Origin of the sequence: Nocardiopsis yanglingensis, from assembly GCF_045809185.1 — a bacterium.
GTDB classification, from domain to species: domain Bacteria; phylum Pseudomonadota; class Gammaproteobacteria; order Xanthomonadales; family Xanthomonadaceae; genus Stenotrophomonas; species Stenotrophomonas yanglingensis.
In genome coordinates, this window is the sequence record NZ_JBJNRH010000008.1 from 113,564 (window position 1) to 131,471 (window position 17,908).

Consider the following 17,908-nt stretch of genomic DNA (forward strand, 5'->3'; position numbering starts at 1 on the left):
TGAACCTCAAAACCGGTAACTGACCCGCCCGTACCAATACGCACCGATGTTGCTCAGCACATCGCCGCTATCCCACGTGGTCTCGATGCTGGCCACATCGGTGGCACTGCGCGCGTACTCCGGCACCTTGCGGGTTCGCTTGTCGAACACGTTGTTGATGCCCAGCGCCGCACTCCAGCCCGCGCCCAGTTCCACGCCACCGGAAAGATTGGTCACCAGCACCGGCGGCTGCTTGTACTCCACGCCGTTGTTCAGGCGCTTGATCGGGCCGTAGTAGGTGAAGTCCAGGTTCGAACGCCAGCGTCCGTTCTGCCAACCCAGTCCCGCCACCTGCGTATAGCTGGGCGTGCGGAAGCGCAGCGCGTACTCGCTGGACTTGGTCAGCAGGTTGATGTTCGGCAAACCCTGCAGTGCCGCCGGAATGTCGCTGACCTTCTGGATGGTGGTGCGACCGACGTTGGCCGCGTAGCTCCAGCGCAGCTTGCCCCACGCCGTTTCCTGGTTCGCTTCCAGGGTCAGCTCGACACCGCGCGTGCGGGTATTGCCCACGTTGGTGAAATAGCTGGCATAGAACGCATCGCCAGGCAGGATGCTGATGCCGGCCGAACCCAGCAGCGCATCGATGGTGTTCTTCTGCGCCGCGCTCAGTACGGTGCCGCTGTTGTCGGTGATGCGGGCCGGATCCTGCGCGTTGTAGCCGATCTGGCTGGACTGACCGAGCTGGCCGCGGATGTCGATCTGGTAGGCATCCACTGCCAGATGGAACGCCGGGCTCGGGTCCCAGGTCACGCCCAGGCTGTAGTTGGTGGCCTTTTCCGGCTTCAGCGGTGTTGCGCCCAACGCGATCGCCGCCGGCGAAGACACCTGCGCCACCAGCGTGGTGCCGCACGGGCAGCTGCCGGTGGCCTGGTAGAACTGCGCGCCCAGGCTGGGCGCATGGAATCCGTTGCTGACCGTGGCGCGCACACCCAGCGCGTCGGTGAAGTCGAATCGCGTGGTCAGGCGGCCGGTAGAGACACTGCCGAAGTCGGAATGGTCCTCCCAGCGCGCGGCCGCATCCAGGTACCAGCGCGAGGTGATGTTGGTGGCCGCACCCGCGTACACCGCCTTGCTGTTGCGGGTCGCCTTCACCGCGTCCGCAGTGGAATAGCCGACGAAGGCCGCCGCACCGAAGCCGGTATACGACTCCCACTGCCCTGCCCCGCGCTCGTACTGTTCATGCTGGTACTCGGCGCCGGCGCTGACCTCCAGCGGCGAGGCGAACGCCGCCACCTCGAAGCCACGCCGCAGGTCCAGGTTGGCGATCCCCTGCTGGTAGTCCAGCTTGCCGTCGTAGAAGTCGGTGGGCGAGCCGGGGTACGGCAGCGAGTAATTCACCGAATTGCGCGTGTAGGTGCGCAACGTGCTGCGGTTGCTGGTCAGGCTGGCGTCGTAGTCCCAACCCGCGATCTGGCCTTTCACACCGGCCGTACCGGTGTACTGCTTCTCCTTGGTTTCCAGCACCGGCAGGAAGCCGTCGGGAAACACGCTCAGTACGCCGGGGGCCTTGTAGGTGGTGAAGATGGTCGCCGGCAGACGGAAATTCTGGATCGCCTGTGCGGTGCGATCGCTGGCCGTAGCATTGGCGTAGAACTGCGCGCTGTCGCCCAGGCCATGGCCCACGTTCACTGCGAAGGCCTTCAACGCATACGACGGCGAGCTGAGGATGGTGTTGGCCTCGGCATTGCGGTTGGCCTCAGCCGGGTTCGGCGTGGCACCTGCAGGCAGTCGATTGTTCGGCCGCAGCGCCACCAGATTGCCGTTGCCATCCACCGCCGGGTAGCTCAGGTAGCCATCGATGTAGCGGCGGGTGCGGATCGCATGGTGCTGGCGGGTGGTCTCACCGGACAGGTTGACGAAGCCATCCTCGCCCCACGGCAGGCCGACGTTGGCGCGCACGCTGGTACGCGAACCATCACCATCGATGCTCTGCCCGCTTTCCACGGCAAACTCGCCACCGTGCGCCTGCGATTTCAGGATCACGTTGACCACGCCGGTGATCGCATCCGAGCCGTAGATGGCCGAAGCGCCATCGCGCAGCACTTCCACGTGGTCGATGGCCGAGACCGGAATCAGCGCCAGGTCGGCCCAGGCATGTCCGGGGAAGCCGCCCCCATTGGCACCGCTCACATAGGCACTGGCATTGCGGCGCTTGCCGTTGACCAGTACCAGCGTGTAGCCCGGTGACAGGTTGCGCAGCTGATAGCCGCGGATGAGGCTTTCCTGGTCGCTCTGGTAGCCGCCGATCTGGCTCAGCGACGGCAGGCTGCGCTGCAGGGCTTCGAGCAGGTTGCCCTGGCCGGTTGCCGCAAGATCTTCGGCGGAAATCACATCGATGGGCGTGGAGCTGTTCTTCACCGTGCGCGTGCTGGTGCGCGAACCGGTGACCACCACCGCATCCAGCGTGGAAGCCGCCACATTGGCGGTGGCTGCAGTGGTGGCAGGGTCTGCATCGGCTTCCGCCGCATGGCTGGGCGATGCAGCGAGGGCGGCCGTGATCAGGACGGCAAGAGTGCTCAGGACTGGGGCGTAGGCGGCAGGCATGGGGGCTCGTGGGGGTGGGCCGGAAACACGCTTCCATTCAAGGGCCTGTTCACCCACCGCGACAGGCGGGATCGCGTCACCCAGCCGTAACATCCGGCCACCCACATGACCGCTGGTAATGACGTTAGGCGGCCTGCACCGGCGCACTGCTCTCTGTAGAGCCGAGCCATGCTCGGCTCAATGCCAGACGAAGCCCATTCAATTGAGCCACAAAGAGCAGCCGAGCATGGCTCGGCTCTACATGCTCCGCAGGCATCACCTCATGCCCGCGCACCACTCTGCGGCGCGCACCTCCACCCGTAGCATCAGGCCATGCCCAGCCCACCCACCGATCCCACCGCGCCGCTCGTCGCCATCGTTGCCTGCCACGGCCAGGGGCTGTTCGAGTTCGGCTGTGCGGTGGGCCTGTTCGCGCCGATAAGGCCCGAGTTGGGCGTGGCCTGGTACCGCACCCAGCTGTGCGCAGGCGAGCCCGGCGCACTGCGCATGCTCGGCAGCACCCAGGTGCAGCTGCCCTACTCGCTCGACGCCGTTGAAGACGCCGACATCATCGTCATCCCCGGTTGGCGCGAACCCAGCGAACGTCCTCCGCAGGCCCTGCTCGATGCACTCATCCGCGCCCACGCACGCGGCGCACGCATCGCTTCGATCTGCTCCGGTGCCTTCGTGCTGGCCTGGGCCGGTCTGCTCGATGGCCGCCAGGCCACCACCCATTGGCGCCTCACCGAAGCGTTGGCACGCGAGTTCCCGCGCATCGATGTGCGCGAGGATGTGCTGTACGTGGATACCGGCAGCATCATCACCTCGGCCGGCTCGGCCACCGGCATGGATATGATGCTGCACATGGTGCGCAAGGATTACGGTGCGCGCGTGGCCAACCTGGTGGCCGAACGGCTGGTGCTGGCGCCCTGGCGTGATGCTGGACGCAGCCAGCGCGTCAGCCGCGCGATCCCCAACGGGGAACCGACACGTCTTGCGAAACTGATGGAATGGATGCGCCGCAACCTGCGTGAACCGCATTCACTTGGCAGCCTCGCCGAGCAGGCCGCGTTGAGCCAACGCACCCTGCAGCGGCAGTTCCTGGAAGCCACCGGGCTGTCACCGATCGACTGGCTGATCCGCGAGCGCGTGGCCTTCGCGCGCGAACTGCTGGAAACCACCGACCGGCCGCTGCAGTGGATCGCCGAGCAGGCCGGCTTTGGTTCGCAGGAGTCGTTCCGCCGCCATTTCCGCAGCCAGGCCGACGCCAGCCCGACCGAGTACCGCAGCCATCATCGCAGCGGCATCGGTGCCGACCGCCTGGTTGGCTGCTGAGCGCCCTCGTTCCCGACTTTCCACGCCATCACCACCGCTGCACTATAGGGGCACGCCCCACACTGCCGATGGAACGGTGATGACTGACAGCCCCTGCAGGCCCTACCGCGTTGGCATCGGCGTGTCGCTGCTGCTGGCCGTGCTGATCGCCGCGCTCTCACTCATAGCGGTGGCAACGCCCAACCTGGGCTGGGGCATCGTGGCGCTGGCCACCGTCGCGATCTGGGTCGGCCTCCCGCTGCTGCTGGTCCTGCTGCTGGTGTGGCTGCGCTACATGGTGCGGCAGCGCGGGCGCGTGCCAGGCCGTGTACACGCGTTGATGTTCGCACCGACCACCGCGGCCCTGCTCATCGTCCCCGTGTGGCTCTCCCTGCAACGCAGTTGGGACAGCGTTGCCGGTGGCTCGCGTGCGCCCATCGCGGAGATGCATATCAACCTCAGCGGGCAGCCCCTGTGGCTGGACACCTCACCGTATGCGTCCACCGGCTCCGGCGCTGGTCCGGACCTGCCCATGCAGGGCGACACGCCCGAGCGCTTCATGGCCTTCCACCGCTACCCCAACACGCAGTCCGACGCAGACCGCGCGTTCCCGTACGAAGACGCACGCCTGAAGCGCTCCGTTGACCACTACCGCTACGCCACGCCGTCCGGAGATCGCGCCGTCACCGATGTGCCACTGGTCCGCCAGGCGTATCCGGACACCACGCCGTTCAACGCCGGATGGCGCCGCACGGGCACACCAGAGCTCGTGCACCTCTATTACCACTACAGCGATCATGTGGAGGTCGCGCCCACGCTGGCACGCCTCAGCGGTCTCACCGCCGACGAGCTGGAGCGCAGCCGCTTCGAAGGCCTGGTGCTGTTCAAGATCCACAACTACGGCAGCGCGCCGATCGTGCGGATGGAAGTCAATGGCATCGCACTGGATATCGGCGACAGGGCCATTGCGAGCATCCCGGTCGCGCCCGTCGATTGCACCGCCTACGGCTTTCCTGCCGGTGTCGCGCTGATGTCGCTCGACCTGCCGCTGCGGGTGCGCTGGCAGACCGTCGCTGCGCCCACGCAATGGCACAGCGCGCGCGTGCAGGTGCCCACCTTCCGGCAACCGCAGCCACTGCAGGGTCAATCAACCTTGCAGCGCGTTCTGCTGTACGTGCTGCCCGATGATGCGCTGGCCGCAGAGCGCTACGCCGAGGTGTTTGACGGCGATTCTCGGCGCGGCATCAAGGCCACCGGCCTGCCGGCCAGTGCCGCGGCCCACGCGCGGTGTGGCAGCGCCCGCGCCACCTACGGCGAAGGCGCCGACACCGTGCTGGCTGACTGACGCCCGGCGGCGGCGCTGTCAGCCACGCGCGCGTACGCTGCGCTCATGAATCATCCAGCACTGCGCCAGAAAGCCGATCGCAAACACCACCGCACACCCCAGCAGCGTCTGCTGTATCACCGGCGCCAGCGGTGCGGCGGCAACAGGGTGGCCCACCGGCAAGCGGGTCAGCGTTTCGTTCACACCCGGCACCAGCGACAGCAGGAAACTGAAGGACAACGCGAACGTCGACAGATAGCGCGCCGAGCGTCCCAGCCAGCGTAGGCGTGCCGCCAGAACTCCGCCGAACGCCACCAGCAGCACGATCACGCCGAAGGCATGGCCTGGATTGAGCCCGCCTGTGCTGGAGACGGTGAACGAGGTCGCCACCGACAGCACCAGGCCAATCAGATAAACCTTGCCCGAGCGCGTGCCGGGGTCGATTGCCCGGTGGCGGATGAGGCCGTACAGGCCGGCCAGGATCGGCACCAGGCTGATGGCGGTATGGATCGCTCCGAGAAGGGAAAGGGGATGGGCCATGGCTCTCTCCGTTGATGAATTAAACCTACTAGTAGGTAGGCATGCAAACCCAAAAAAGGCCCGCGTAACCGCAGGCCCATCACACAAACGTCAGGCGGCCGCGCTCACCCGCGCGATGGCCAGCCGGGCCAGCGTCGCGAACGTGGCCGCATCACCGAAGCCGCGCGCAGCCAGCATGGCGCCGTGCACCGATGACATGAACGCCTTGGCCTCATCGGCCGCCGAGCCCTGCAACTGCAGTTGACCCATGGCAGCGCCCTTCTCCAGGGTCACCGCCAGCCAGCCGCTCAGATCCTCGAAATGGCCGCGCACTTCCTCGGCGATCTCCGCCGGAATCATCGGCGCTTCGGCGGCCAGCATCGCGCAGATGCAGAACGACGACGTGCCACCCGCAATGCAGCTGGACCAGTAGTCCACATAGGCATTGAGCTCCTGCAACGGATCGCCCAGCTGCCGGTCCAGCAGCGCCAGGCCTTCGCGCGCCTCGGCTCGGTAAATTTCCACTACCGTGCGCACCAGGTCCGCCTTGCTGGGGAAATGATGGTGGATGCTGGCCTTGCTGATGTTCACCCGCGCCGACACGTCGGCATAGCTGAAGCCGTTGTAACCACCGGTTTCCAGCAGCGATCGGGCATGCGCCAGGATCTCCTGGGCCTTGGGTGAGAGCGACTCTTTCATGGCAATTAACCTACTAGTAGGTAGACGCACTGTCAACCACTCAGATTCCCTGGTAGTGCCGGCCGCTGGCCGGCATGTCGAGAAAGCCGGTGAATCCCCGGCCGCCGCTCAATGCGAAGACACGTACAGCGCATCCGCTGGCGGCGGTGGCAGCGCAAAACTGCGCCGCATCCGCGCAACCTCGGCCGCCGGCGGCAGCGCGAACAGGCGCTTGAACTCGCGGTTGAACTGGGACGGGCTGGCATATCCCACCGCCAACGATGCCGCTTCGGCGGTCATTCCCTGCCGTAGCATCAGCAGCCGCGCCTGGTGCAGGCGGGTCGACTTCACGTACTGCATCGGCGACGTGCCGGTGATCGCGCGGAAGTGGTCGTGGAACGTCGCCACGCTCATGCCCGCTTCGGTGGCCAGTTGTCCCACGTCCAGGGCGGTGGCATATCCCGCATGGATCGTGCGCAGCACCCGGCCGATGCTGCCGAAGCGCCCACGCATGGCCAGCGCCTCGCGCATTGCGCCGCCCTGTGCCCCGGTAAATACGCGGAAGTACACCTCACGCACCAGCGCCGGCCCGAGCACGGCAGCCTCCAACGGGTCAGCCAGCGCCTCCAGCAGACGCAGCACCGTGGCCTGCATCGGCGCCTGCATCAGGCTGGACATCATGCTCTGTGCCGGTGCCTCCGATGTGCCCGCCTGTTCGCCCAGTTCAATCAACAGATCCGCGGCCAACTGCAGATCCAGATGCAGGTAGATCGCCAGCAGCGGCGCCTCTGCAGAGGCATCGGTTTCCATCGTGAACGGCACCGGCACCGACACCGCCAGATAGTGCTGCGCGTCGTACTGGTAGACCTGCCCGCCCAGGTAGCCGCGCTTCACGCCTTGGCAGACGATCACGATGCCGGGGTCATACAGCACCGGCGTGCGTGCCAAAGGCCGGTCGGAGCGCAGCAGCCGCACCCCGGGCAGCGGCGTGAGCGTATAGCCCTCCTCCACCGCCAGCGTCTTCAGCAGGCCGACCATGCGTGCCTGCACCTGCCACTGCAGGGAATCGACCACCGGCACAGGCGCTCCAGAGCAATAGGCAAGAATGGACGAATCCTAGGCCTGGGGCGGGCACCGTTCAAGCACTAACGTGCAAGCCCTGTCCACCACAAGTACCCCCTCATGCCCTCCACCCACCTTCTCCTCATCACCGGCGTCAGCAGCGGATTTGGCCGTGCCCTTGCCCAGCAGGCGCTGCTGTCCGGCCATCGCGTGGTCGGCACCGTGCGCAACGAACCCGCCCGCCAGGCGTTCGAAACGCTGGCGCCCGGCCGCGCGTTTGGCCGCCTGCTGGACGTAACCGATAGCGCCACCATCGATGCGCTCGTCGCCGATATCGAAACAAACGTCGGCGCCATCGACGTGCTGGTCAACAACGCCGGCTACGGTCACGAAGGCATCCTCGAGGAATCCACGCTCGCCGAGCTGCGGCAGCAGTTCGACGTGAACGTGTTCGGCCCGGCCGCGCTGATCAAGGCCGTGCTGCCGCACATGCGCGCGCGCCGCCGCGGCCACATCCTCAACATCACCTCCATGGGCGGATTCATCACGATGCCCGGCATCGCCTGGTACTGCGGCAGCAAGTTCGCACTGGAAGGCATCAGCGAAGTGCTTGGCAAGGAAGTCGCGCCGTTTGGTATCCACGTCACGGCCGTCGCGCCGGGTTCCTTCCGCACCGACTGGGCAGGCCGCTCGATGGCGCGGGCACCGCGCAGCATTGACGACTACGACGCGCTGTTCGATCCCATCCGCAGCGCGCGCGAGGCAAAGAGTGGCCACCAGCTCGGTGATCCGCTGAAGGCTGCGCAGGCCATGCTGCAGGTCATCGACAGCGACGCGCCGCCCAGCCACCTGCTGCTGGGCAGTGATGCACTGCAGCTGGTACGGGCGAAGCTGGCGTCGATGGCCGGCAGCATCGATACCTGGGAACATCTGAGCCGTTCGACCGACGGCGCGGTTTGAGGCCCGGAGGCAGCCGATGGTTTCATCGGCTGCCTCCATTCCACCCGCTCAGTCCTCCTGCACCAGCTTGAACTCGCGCAGCAAGCCACCGATCTGGGTCTTGTCCAGCTTGTTCATCAGCAGGTTACGCAGGAACGCCGGCCCAGGAATATCCAGTTCCTTGCCATCGCGCAGGCGACCGGTCGCCGCCAGCAACGAGCGCACGTCATAGGTGGAATTGAACACCTCCGGCACGCCGCGCTCGATACCCAGCAGGGTGTACACCGCTTCCATCGGTGTGCGCACCGAATACTCGGTGGTGAAGATGCAGTCGCGCTGCTTCGATTCGGCAAACTGGCCGATGAAGGCGAAGTTCACCGCCCCCTCCGGCACCACGTCCGGGCGGTCACCGGCCTGGCGCGGCATGAAGAACGCGGTGATGTACGGCATCATCACCGGTACCGTCTTCGCGCCGGTCGCGGCCAACTCATCGATCTCCTCCACCGGCACGCCCAGGTGATACAGCCACTCGCGGGTGATCTCCTCGCCGGTGCAGTCCTGCATCGGCTTCTTCACGTAATCCCCGGGCGTATCGACGAACAGTGAGTACACCCAGACCACGATCTGGTCCTTGGGCTGGTTCTTGAAATGCGGCTGGCGGTTCACCGTCCAGCTCATCAACCAGCGCGAATCGCGCACGCTGACGATGCCGCCGGTCACCACCTTGCCACTGAACGGGTCGCGCTTGGCGATCTTCTCGATGTAGGCCGGGATGCGCGCATCCAGCGTGGTCACCGTCGCCGATTCCCACTTGGTCTGCGGAATGTGCGCGCCGAATACATCTGGGCGGCCAAAGGCCTCGTCCTTCGCGGCGATGCGGCGCCACAGGTCCCAGGCCGGCGCCGCGCCTTCATTCAAGCGCGCAGCAGTGTGGTGATCGCCGTTATCCGAATTCTCGGTCAACGAACCGATCGTCATGAAGACAAGGTCATCCGCGCTCAGATCCACACTGCCCGTCACGCCCTCACGCGTCCAGTGGATGCGCGTGGCCTGCTTGCGGCCGGCCGCCAGATCGAAGTCGACGTCGGTCACCTCGGTGGCGTACTGGAACACCACGCCCTCGTCCTGCAGCCACTTCACCAGCGGCAGCACCAGCGATTCGTACTGGTTGTACTTGGTGAACTTCAGCGCCGAGAAATCCGGCAAGCCGCCGATGTGGTGGATGAAGCGGTGCAGGTACAGCTTCATCTCCAGCGCCGAATGCCACTCCTCGAACGCGAACATGGTGCGCCAGTACAGCCAGAAGTTGCTGTCCAGGAAATCACGGCCCAGCACCTCGTCGATGCGCTTGTTCTCCATCTCCTGCCGGGTGGCCAGGAACAGCGCGATGATGTCCTTCTGCGCCTGCTCGGTCAGGGTGAACAGGCCGTCGGTGTGTGCATCTGCGCCGCGATTGATCGTGGCCCGCTGCAGCGAATAGTTCGGATCATCCTTGTTCAACCAGTAGAACTCGTCCAGCACGCTGGCATCTTCAATCTCCAGCGACGGAATCGAGCGGAACAGGTCCCACAGACACTCGAAATGGTCTTCCATCTCGCGGCCGCCGCGGATCACGAAGCCCTTCTCCGGCACCTTCAGGCCATCCAGCGCGCCGCCGGCAATCTGCTGCTGCTCGAGAATGGTGATGCGCTCACCGGCCATGCGGCCGTCGCGCACCAGGAACGCGGCACCGGCCAGCGAGGCCAGGCCAGAACCCACGAACCATGCGCGCTTGCCATCGACACCGGCGGGCTTGCGCGGGCGCGCGAAGGCTTCGTAATTGCCACTGCTGTAGTACATACGCTGCTCCTTCCTGGAGGGGGTCATCCCACTCTAGCGCCGAACCCGTGTCCCTCATGCTTCAGCCCGCCTGCGACCCAGTGACGCAGTAGTGCCAGGCCATGCCTGGCAAGCCCCTCCAAACGACCACATTTGACATGCAGGCATTTACCTGCATATATTCCACTCAAGGGCGGCGCCTGCCGGCCCATCGCGAGGAACCTGCAATGGTGGATATCGCACATCGGGTCGGCATCAAGGCCCCCGCAAACCAGGTGTATCAGGCGCTGGCCACCCCCGAAGGCGTGGCCGCCTGGTGGGCCGAAGACACCCATGGCGACCGCAACATCGGCGGTACGGTCAGGGCACGTTTCACCGCCAACGGCCAGGAAATCGGCGCCATGGAAATGAAACTTGAGCAGCTCATCCCGGATGCACTCGTGCTCTGGCAGTTCCTCGCCGGCCCCAACGAATGGATCGGCACCCATGTGCGCTTCAAACTCAAACAGGAAGGCGACTACTGCATCGTCCTGTTCACCCACGAAGGCTGGAAAGAGCGCGTCGAATTCACCTCCCACTGCAGCACCAAATGGGCGGTGTTCCTGATGAGCTTGAAGGCGCTGCTTGAAACCGGCAAGGGCCAGCCCAACCCACACGACGTCAGGATCGACAACTGGAATTGAAGACATCCCCATGGCGGTAGACAACGTGCGCGACGCAGACAAGGTCTTCAAGGCACTGGCCGACCCCACGCGCAGGACCCTGCTGGACCTGCTCTGCACAGACAACGGGCAGACGCTCGGCCAGCTGTGCGAGCACCTGGACATGGCCCGGCAATCGGTCACCCAGCACCTGGGCCTGCTGGAAGACGCCAACCTGATCAGCACTGTGCGCCGCGGCCGCGAGAAGCTGCACTTCATCAACCCGGTGCCGCTGCATGAAGTCTACGAGCGCTGGGTACGCAAGTTCGAGCAGCAGCGCCTGAGCCTGCTGCATGACCTGAAACGCGAACTGGAAGGAGAATGACGATGTCCGCAGAGTCCACCCGCTTCATCCACGTGATCTACATCGCCTCCACGCCGCAGAAGGTGTTCGAGGCCATCACTCGGCCCGAGATCGCCAGCCGCTACTGGGGCCACGAAAACGTTTCGGACTGGAAACCCGGCTCGCGCTGGCAGCACGTGCGCGCCAACGAAACACGCTCGGTCGAACTGGTGGGCGAAGTGGTGGAAAGCACCCCACCCTCGCGGCTGGTCATCACCTGGGCCGCCGCTTCGCAGGCCGACAACCCGGACGCCTACAGCCGCGTCACCTTCGATATCGTGCCCTACCAGGACATGGTGCGTCTGACCGTCACCCACGACGAACTGGAACCCGGCAGCGGCATGGATACCGGCATCCGCCAGGGCTGGCCTATCGTGCTGTCGAGCCTGAAGTCGCTGCTGGAAACCGGCAAGGGACTGGATGTGTTTGCCAAGCCGAGTGCGGCCGTCTAGCTGAACCACGGCAATCGGTTGACACAAAACGAAGGCCGCTTCGACCGCGTTCCGACGCGCGCACCGACACGATCGCCCACAGGCTTCCCTGGCGACGTTCGATGAGTGCTTCAGACACAGATTCCCTGCACAGCAAAGTGGCGGCGGTCACCCTCGGCTTCTGGGTGATGAAGATCGCCGCCACCACTCTCGGCGAGACCGCCGGCGACCTGCTGTCGATGACGCTCAACCTGGGCTACGTGGCCAGCTCGGCCATCCTGCTGGCGATCTTCGCCGTCCTGCTGGCCGTGCAGCTGTCGGCGCGGCGCTTCCACCCAGTGCTGTTCTGGTCGGTGGTGCTGGCTACCAGCACCGCCGGCACTACGATGTCGGACCTGATCGACCGCACGCTTGGGCTCGGCTACGCGACCGGCGCCAGCCTGCTCGCCGGCTGTCTGGCGCTGGTGCTGCTGGCTTGGCGGGTATCGGAGAAGTCGATCTCGGTCAGCAACATCGCATCGCGTCGCGCCGAAGGCTTCTACTGGACCGCCGTGCTGGTCTCCAACACGCTGGGCACCGCCCTGGGCGACTTCCTCGCCGACGATTCCGGGCTGGGCTTCACTGGCGGCGCACTGCTCATCGGCAGCCTCATCGCGCTTACCGCGCTGGCCACCCGCATCAAGGGCATCAACCGAGTCATCCTGTTCTGGATCGCCTTCGTGCTCACCCGCCCGTTCGGTGCCACCTTCGGCGACCTGCTCACCAAGCCATTGGAAAAGGGCGGCCTGGGCTTCGGCACGGTGGGCTCGTCGCTGGTGCTGTTCACCATTCTCGCCACGCTGGTGGCACTGCCGATGCTGCAGCGGCGCGCACAGCCCGCTGGCTAGCGCGCCGTCCAGCCACCATCCACCGGCAACGCCGTGCCGGTGATCTGCGCCGCAGCGTCCGAGGCCAGGAACACCACCATCTCGCCCAGCTGCTCGGGCGTCACGAACTGCAACGACGGCTGTTTTTCAGCCAGCAGCGCACGCGCAGCGGTCTCCTGATCCGTGCCTTCGCGCTCGGCCAACGCGGTGATCTGCTGCTCGACCAGCGCCGTCCGCACCCAGCCCGGGCAGATCGCATTGGCGGTGATGCCAGAGCCCGCATTCTCCAGCGCGGTCACCTTGGTGAATCCCACCACGCCATGCTTGGCCGCCACGTAGGCCGACTTGTTCACCGAGCCCACCAACCCGTGCACGGATGCGATGTTGATGATGCGACCGGCGCCCTGCTGCTTCATATAGGGCAAGGCCGCCGCCGTCGCATGGAACACCGCCGAGAGATTCAGCGCCAGGATCGCATCCCACTTCTCTACGGGAAACTCGTCGATCGACGCGGTGTGCTGGATGCCCGCGTTGTTCACCAGGATGTCGATGCGCCCCATCGTCGAAACGGCGTGGGCGATCATTCCGCGCACTGCCTCGCCACGGGACAGGTCGGCGCCATCATGCGCCACCCGCACGCCGAACTCGGCTTCCAACCGGGAACGGAGGCGCTCGATTTCCGCTGCATCGCCGAAGCCATTCAGCACGATGTCGGCACCCTGCCGCGCCAGCGCCGTGGCGATGCCAAGACCGATACCGCTGGTGGAGCCGGTGACCACCGCAACCTTTCCACTGAACATCGGCGAGCTTCCATCGGGCGTAGGCAGCCAGTGTAACGTCACCGGCCCCCGCACCCACGTTCTACGCGTCCACGCCCAATGAATACCAACAGGAACTCCCTGGCGTACTCATTCCCACCCTGCGCCGAAGCGCGGATCAGGTACACCGCACGTGGTACGTCCCTGGCCACACCCTTGCCATGGAACAGCGCCAGGCCAAACTCGTACATGGCCGACGGATACCCGGCCTCCGATGCCCGCTCAAAATGCGCGGCCGCCCGCGTGACGTCCTGCTCAACGCCGTCACCCATCAGCAGGCACAGCCCCATCGAGTAGATGGCCGGGATGTAACCCTTCTCTGCGGCCCGATTGAGGGTCGTGAAGCTGTCCGCCTCTAGATGTGCATCGTCCTCGCCAGCAGGTATCGAAGAAGAAAGGAACAACGCTTCGGCACAGCCTCGCGCAAGAGGCGGAGCGAGCAGCCGCCGCGCCTCGGCAATGTCACCACGGTCGAGCACCGCATCGAAGTCGGTCGTGAGCTGGGTGGGCATGTTCGTCATGGCGCAGGCGTCCTTCCTCTTCGCGGGCATCCGTTCGCCCCGCCGGCATTATGCCTGCACCATGCCAGGGTATTCCGCCAGCCCCACAAGACCGGGTGACCAGAAGACTCTCCGCGTCCCTCGATGTTGGCCCTATAGTCAACGCCATCCACCCAAGGATGGCCCGATGAACCTCTGCACCGCCCTGCTGCCCGCCGCCCTGATCGCACTGTTCGCCCCCGCCACCAGCGTGGCCGCACCGACCGCGCAACCGGCCACGCCGTTCACCACGGGCGGCGTGCGGCTGGATATTGCCAGTGGCCGCGTCGAAGGCGATGTCTGCGTATCCAACCTCCCAGCCGCATCAAAGGGCTCGTTCGTGCTCAACGCCGGCCTGAACGTCGCGCGGGTCACCGACGGTGACGGCAAGCCGGTAGGGTTCGATGGCTGGTACGACCCGGGCGTGGACGGCGAGGCGCGTGTCTACACCCTGGCCGAGCCCACCGCCACGCTTTGCGTGCAGTACGTAGGCGCGTTCCCGCTGTACCCGAAGCACGACGCCCTGGGCGACTTCAAAGGCATGATGGCCTTCAACGGCGACAGCGCCCGCTTCACCGAGCAGTCCGCATGGTTGCCGCAGGCGTTCGACCCCAAGGCCCGCGTGCGCAGCAGCGAAAGCCGCTACGACCTGCAGGTGGACTGCAACGGCTGCCGCTTCCTGTATCTCAACGGCAGCCCAGCCATCGAAGGTGCGCAGGGTCGCTTCCGCAGCGACAACGCGCGGCCGATCCTGCTGTTCGGCGGCAGCGGCCCGACCACCCGCACCGCGCAGGTCACGATCCTCAACGAGACCCTGCCCCCGGCGAAGGTCGATGCACTGTCCAGCACGGTGCAGAAAATAGCCGACGTGCACAGCCGCTACATGGGCGTGCCGCTGGTCGACCGCCCCACCTTCCTGCGCATGGTCACGCTCAACCAGATCGAGCGCGACCGCGAGGGCAGCGAATGGGGCTTTGCCACCTGGCCGACCATCGCCATGAGCGGCAGCATCGGCAACGTGGCCGATTCACTGCTGGCCGGTGGCGAGAAGGCCGAGCGGCGCGTGCAGTACATCGCACACGAAATGGGCCACTACTACTTCGGCACGCTGAACCGTCCGCAGGGTCCCTACTTCTGGGTGCTGCTGGAGTCTAGCGCCGAGTTCCTCTCGATCAAGGCGCTGCGCGAGATCAGTGGCGATACCGCGGCGGATCGCTACATCGCGCGACTGCAATCGGCCATCGAAAAGCAGGAGAAGCCGCTGCCGGCGTTCGATGCCATCGACGGAAACTCGGATCTGGGCGAGATGTATCGCTACGTCTATGCGCCCTTGCTGCTGCTCTCGTTGGAGAAGCAGGTGGGCGAAGTGAAAATGCAGGCCTTCATGCGCGGGCTGCTGGCCTCGCCTTCGCCGAAGAGCTGGGCGGAGCTGCAGGGCATCGCGATGAAGGCCAGCATCGACGCCAAGGCCTGGGAGCATTGGCGGGCAAGCTGTGTGGCAGGTGGCACGCCGAGGTGCCGGGGCTGATGCCTCCACGGGCATCCATCGCCTGATCGCTTCATCAACAAGGGCGCCCATTGGCGCCCTTGTTGCTTCCAGGCGAATGAAGGGCGAGATGTCGCTTACGCCCCGTCAGCATGGGTAGAATTGGCCAAATTCTGTCGTACAAGGCCATGCCATGGATCACCCTCTTGTTGAGGTTCGGGGCGCTGCCCAAGCGCTCAGGGAGTTCGCCGAAGCCCGTGACTGGGCCCAGTTCCACTCCCCCAAGAACCTTGTCATGGCCCTTTCCGGCGAAGTTGGAGAGCTGAACGAGATTTTCCAGTGGATGGCCGAGGCCGACTCCTTCAAGGCAGCGTCTTCAGAAGCCACTGCAAGCGCCGTACGCGATGAGATCGCCGACGTAGCGCTGTACCTCATCCGGCTGTCGGACGTGCTCGGCATCGATCTGAACGAGGCCGTCAGCAGCAAGCTGGCCACCAATGCCGCCAAGTACCCTGTGGACCTGTCGCGAGGCGTCAGCACCAAGTACAACAAGCTGTCGCAGCCATGATCGTCTACCAGGCAGACAAGGCATCCTTCCTTCGTCAATGCAACGACGAAGAGATCGAGGAGGTCATCCGCGCCAGTTTCAAGGCCGCGACGAAGGGTGACGTGGGCGAGTCCGAGATCCGGTCCTGGCGCGAGTCGCTTCGGTACGTTGCGCGTGCGCTCACCCATCACTCCATTCCCGATGACATCGGCGTGGCGGTGGAGTTCATTCTTCCCCAGTCGAAGAAGCGCATCGACGTCGTCCTGACCGGTCACGCCGAGGATGGCTCGCCGCACGTCATCATCGTCGAGCTAAAGCAGTGGTCCGCCATCAAGCCGACCAAGCGCGACGCCATCGTAGAACTTCGTGAAGGGCAGCCACTCGTCCACCCCAGCTATCAGGCGTGGTCCTATGCTGCGTTCCTGGAGGGCTTCAACGAAGCGGTCCATGAAGGAAAACTCCAGCTGCACCCCTGCGCCTACCTGCACAACTACGTGCCGGACGGTGTCATCAACTCGCCGCACTACCAGCCCTACATCGAGCGTGCCCCGCTCTTCCTGAAGAGCACCGGGGATCTGGAAGGGCTGCGTAGCTTCATCAGCCAATACACCTGCAAGGGTGGTGGTGCGTCCGTGCTTGCCGAACTGGAGAATGGCCGAATCCGCCCCTCCAAGGCGCTCGCCGACGACGTGCATCGGCTGCTGAGGGGAAACAGCGCCTTTGCGCTGCTTGATGAGCAGAAGCAGGTATTTGAAGCTGCCAAGGCTGCGTGTGCCCAAGCGCACGCCAGCGGAAAGCCCCGTGTCGTCATCGTTGAAGGTGGCCCGGGCACGGGCAAGTCGGTTGTCGCGGTGAACCTTCTCGCGGCGCTTCGCGATGGGTTGACCGTCAAGTACATTTCCAAGAATGCAGCGCCTCGTGCCGTGTACAGCAACACGCTCATCCAGAAGCCCGAGAATGCCCATCTGGTGCATCTTTTCGGTGGATCCGGCTCGTTCACCGAATCGGCGCAGAACGCGTACGACGTATTGGTCGTGGATGAGGCGCATCGCCTTACCGAGAAGAGCGGATTCTATGGCAACCTCGGTACGCACCAGATCCAGGAGTTGATCAACGCCGCACTGTGCAGCGTGTTCTTCATTGATGAAGACCAGCGTGTCACGCTCAAGGATATCGGCACCAAAGAGGCCATTCGTGACTTCGCACTCGCCCGTGGCGCGACGGTGGAGGAATACGTCCTGTCCTCGCAGTTCCGCTGCGCAGGCTCGGACGGCTATCTCGCATGGCTGGATGACGTGCTTCAGATCAGGCCCACCGCAAACACAACGCTGGATGAGAACAGCTACGACTTCCAGGTCTTCGATGATCCGTCCGCGCTGCATGCCGCCATCGAAGCCAGGAACACCGGCAACCGCGCCCGCGTGGTCGCTGGCTACTGCTGGCCGTGGAACAGCAAGAAGAACAGCAAGGAGATGGACATTGTCATTGGCAACTACCGGCGGCAATGGAACCTCAATGACGACGGAAGCCTTTGGATCATCTCGCCGGATTCGGTTTACCAGGTAGGCTGCATCCATACCTGCCAGGGGCTGGAAGTCGACTACATCGGGGTGATCATCGGACCGGACCTGGTCATGGAAGACGGTGCCCTCAAAACCGTGCCTCGCGCGCGTGATCGGCACGACAAGACCATGAAGGGTTTCGTGAAGCTCTCAAAGTCCCATCCCGCCCATGCCGCCGAGCTTGCGGACACCATCATCAAGAACACCTACCGCACCTTGATGACACGAGGGATGAAGGGCTGCTACGTCTACGCGACCGATCCGCAAGTTGCCGCCTATTTCGCAGCCCGACTGCAGCGACAGGCAGCCGTCGAACAGGCGGTTGAAGTGGAGGCCTAAGCGCCTCCACCTGACAGCTGACCAGAGGTAGATCCACGCCACGCGCGGATGCTCTCTCTC

The 17,908-nt window shown here is 64.9% G+C and carries 17 protein-coding genes; 10 read left to right on the forward strand and 7 right to left on the reverse strand.

Annotation, left to right across the window (positions count from 1 at the left end):
- Window positions 1-6 precede the first annotated feature (6 nt).
- Entirely contained in the window at window positions 7-2,583 is a 2,577-nt protein-coding gene (locus ACJ7C5_RS12670) for a TonB-dependent receptor plug domain-containing protein (RefSeq protein ID WP_412704100.1), read from the reverse strand.
- Window positions 2,584-2,895: 312 nt separating this feature from the next.
- Between ACJ7C5_RS12670 and ftrA the strand changes: the two genes are divergently transcribed.
- Window positions 2,896-3,897 carry a transcriptional regulator FtrA gene (ftrA, locus tag ACJ7C5_RS12675; protein ID WP_412704101.1) on the forward strand — a complete coding sequence of 334 codons (1,002 nt, stop codon included), beginning with the start codon at window positions 2,896-2,898 and terminating at the stop codon, window positions 3,895-3,897.
- A gap of 79 nt (window positions 3,898-3,976) precedes the next feature.
- A complete protein-coding gene (locus tag ACJ7C5_RS12680) occupies window positions 3,977-5,221 on the forward strand; it encodes a hypothetical protein (protein ID WP_412704102.1) in 1,245 nt (414 codons plus the stop codon).
- 18 nt (window positions 5,222-5,239) lie between these two features.
- Here ACJ7C5_RS12680 and ACJ7C5_RS12685 read toward each other — a convergent pair whose 3' ends face one another.
- The 3 genes from ACJ7C5_RS12685 to ACJ7C5_RS12695 form a co-directional block, all read right to left on the reverse strand.
- Window positions 5,240-5,740 (reverse strand): hypothetical protein, encoded by a 501-nt coding sequence (locus ACJ7C5_RS12685; protein WP_412704103.1) that lies wholly within the window; start codon window positions 5,738-5,740, stop codon window positions 5,240-5,242.
- A 90-nt stretch (window positions 5,741-5,830) separates the two neighbouring features.
- Window positions 5,831-6,418 carry a TetR/AcrR family transcriptional regulator gene (locus ACJ7C5_RS12690; RefSeq protein WP_412704104.1) on the reverse strand — a complete coding sequence of 196 codons (588 nt, stop codon included), beginning with the start codon at window positions 6,416-6,418 and terminating at the stop codon, window positions 5,831-5,833.
- 108 nt (window positions 6,419-6,526) lie between these two features.
- Entirely contained in the window at window positions 6,527-7,471 is a 945-nt protein-coding gene (locus ACJ7C5_RS12695) for an AraC family transcriptional regulator (RefSeq protein ID WP_412704105.1), read from the reverse strand.
- Between the two features lie 108 nt (window positions 7,472-7,579).
- On the opposite strand from ACJ7C5_RS12695, the gene ACJ7C5_RS12700 reads away from it, so the two are divergent.
- The gene (locus ACJ7C5_RS12700) at window positions 7,580-8,419 is read left to right on the forward strand and encodes an oxidoreductase (RefSeq protein WP_412704106.1); all 840 of its coding nucleotides are present in this window, start codon (window positions 7,580-7,582) and stop codon (window positions 8,417-8,419) included.
- A gap of 48 nt (window positions 8,420-8,467) precedes the next feature.
- Here the strand turns inward: ACJ7C5_RS12700 and ACJ7C5_RS12705 are convergent, their stop codons facing one another.
- Window positions 8,468-10,237: an oleate hydratase gene (locus ACJ7C5_RS12705; protein WP_412704107.1), complete on the reverse strand. Its 1,770-nt coding sequence runs from the start codon at window positions 10,235-10,237 to the stop codon at window positions 8,468-8,470.
- Window positions 10,238-10,443: 206 nt separating this feature from the next.
- On the opposite strand from ACJ7C5_RS12705, the gene ACJ7C5_RS12710 reads away from it, so the two are divergent.
- From ACJ7C5_RS12710 to ACJ7C5_RS12725, 4 genes are all read left to right on the forward strand, one after another.
- A complete protein-coding gene (locus ACJ7C5_RS12710; protein ID WP_412704108.1) occupies window positions 10,444-10,899 on the forward strand; it encodes an SRPBCC family protein in 456 nt (151 codons plus the stop codon).
- Between the two features lie 10 nt (window positions 10,900-10,909).
- Window positions 10,910-11,242, forward strand: coding sequence for an ArsR/SmtB family transcription factor (locus ACJ7C5_RS12715; RefSeq protein ID WP_094001837.1), 333 nt, complete (start codon window positions 10,910-10,912; stop codon window positions 11,240-11,242).
- A gap of 2 nt (window positions 11,243-11,244) precedes the next feature.
- Window positions 11,245-11,712, forward strand: a complete 468-nt coding sequence (locus ACJ7C5_RS12720; protein ID WP_094001836.1) for an SRPBCC family protein — start codon at window positions 11,245-11,247, stop codon at window positions 11,710-11,712.
- A gap of 101 nt (window positions 11,713-11,813) precedes the next feature.
- Entirely contained in the window at window positions 11,814-12,578 is a 765-nt protein-coding gene (locus tag ACJ7C5_RS12725) for a COG4705 family protein (protein ID WP_412704109.1), read from the forward strand.
- Here the strand turns inward: ACJ7C5_RS12725 and ACJ7C5_RS12730 are convergent.
- Together ACJ7C5_RS12730 and ACJ7C5_RS12735 are read right to left on the reverse strand one after the other, a co-directional pair.
- On the reverse strand, window positions 12,575-13,357 hold the full coding sequence (locus tag ACJ7C5_RS12730; protein WP_412704110.1) for a 3-hydroxybutyrate dehydrogenase: 783 nt from the start codon (window positions 13,355-13,357) through the stop codon (window positions 12,575-12,577). The two genes, ACJ7C5_RS12725 and ACJ7C5_RS12730, sit on opposite strands and share 4 nt — an antisense overlap.
- A 38-nt stretch (window positions 13,358-13,395) precedes the next feature.
- Window positions 13,396-13,896, reverse strand: coding sequence for a tetratricopeptide repeat protein (locus ACJ7C5_RS12735; protein WP_412704111.1), 501 nt, complete (start codon window positions 13,894-13,896; stop codon window positions 13,396-13,398).
- A 166-nt stretch (window positions 13,897-14,062) separates the two neighbouring features.
- Between ACJ7C5_RS12735 and ACJ7C5_RS12740 the strand changes: the two genes are divergently transcribed.
- From ACJ7C5_RS12740 to ACJ7C5_RS12750, 3 genes are all read left to right on the forward strand, one after another.
- Window positions 14,063-15,442: a hypothetical protein gene (locus ACJ7C5_RS12740; RefSeq protein ID WP_412704112.1), complete on the forward strand. Its 1,380-nt coding sequence runs from the start codon at window positions 14,063-14,065 to the stop codon at window positions 15,440-15,442.
- 151 nt (window positions 15,443-15,593) lie between these two features.
- Window positions 15,594-15,968 (forward strand): nucleotide pyrophosphohydrolase, encoded by a 375-nt coding sequence (locus ACJ7C5_RS12745; protein WP_412704113.1) that lies wholly within the window; start codon window positions 15,594-15,596, stop codon window positions 15,966-15,968.
- Window positions 15,965-17,848 carry a DNA/RNA helicase domain-containing protein gene (locus ACJ7C5_RS12750; protein WP_412704114.1) on the forward strand — a complete coding sequence of 628 codons (1,884 nt, stop codon included), beginning with the start codon at window positions 15,965-15,967 and terminating at the stop codon, window positions 17,846-17,848. The genes ACJ7C5_RS12745 and ACJ7C5_RS12750 overlap by 4 nt, the downstream gene beginning before the upstream one ends.
- Window positions 17,849-17,908: the final 60 nt, after the last annotated feature.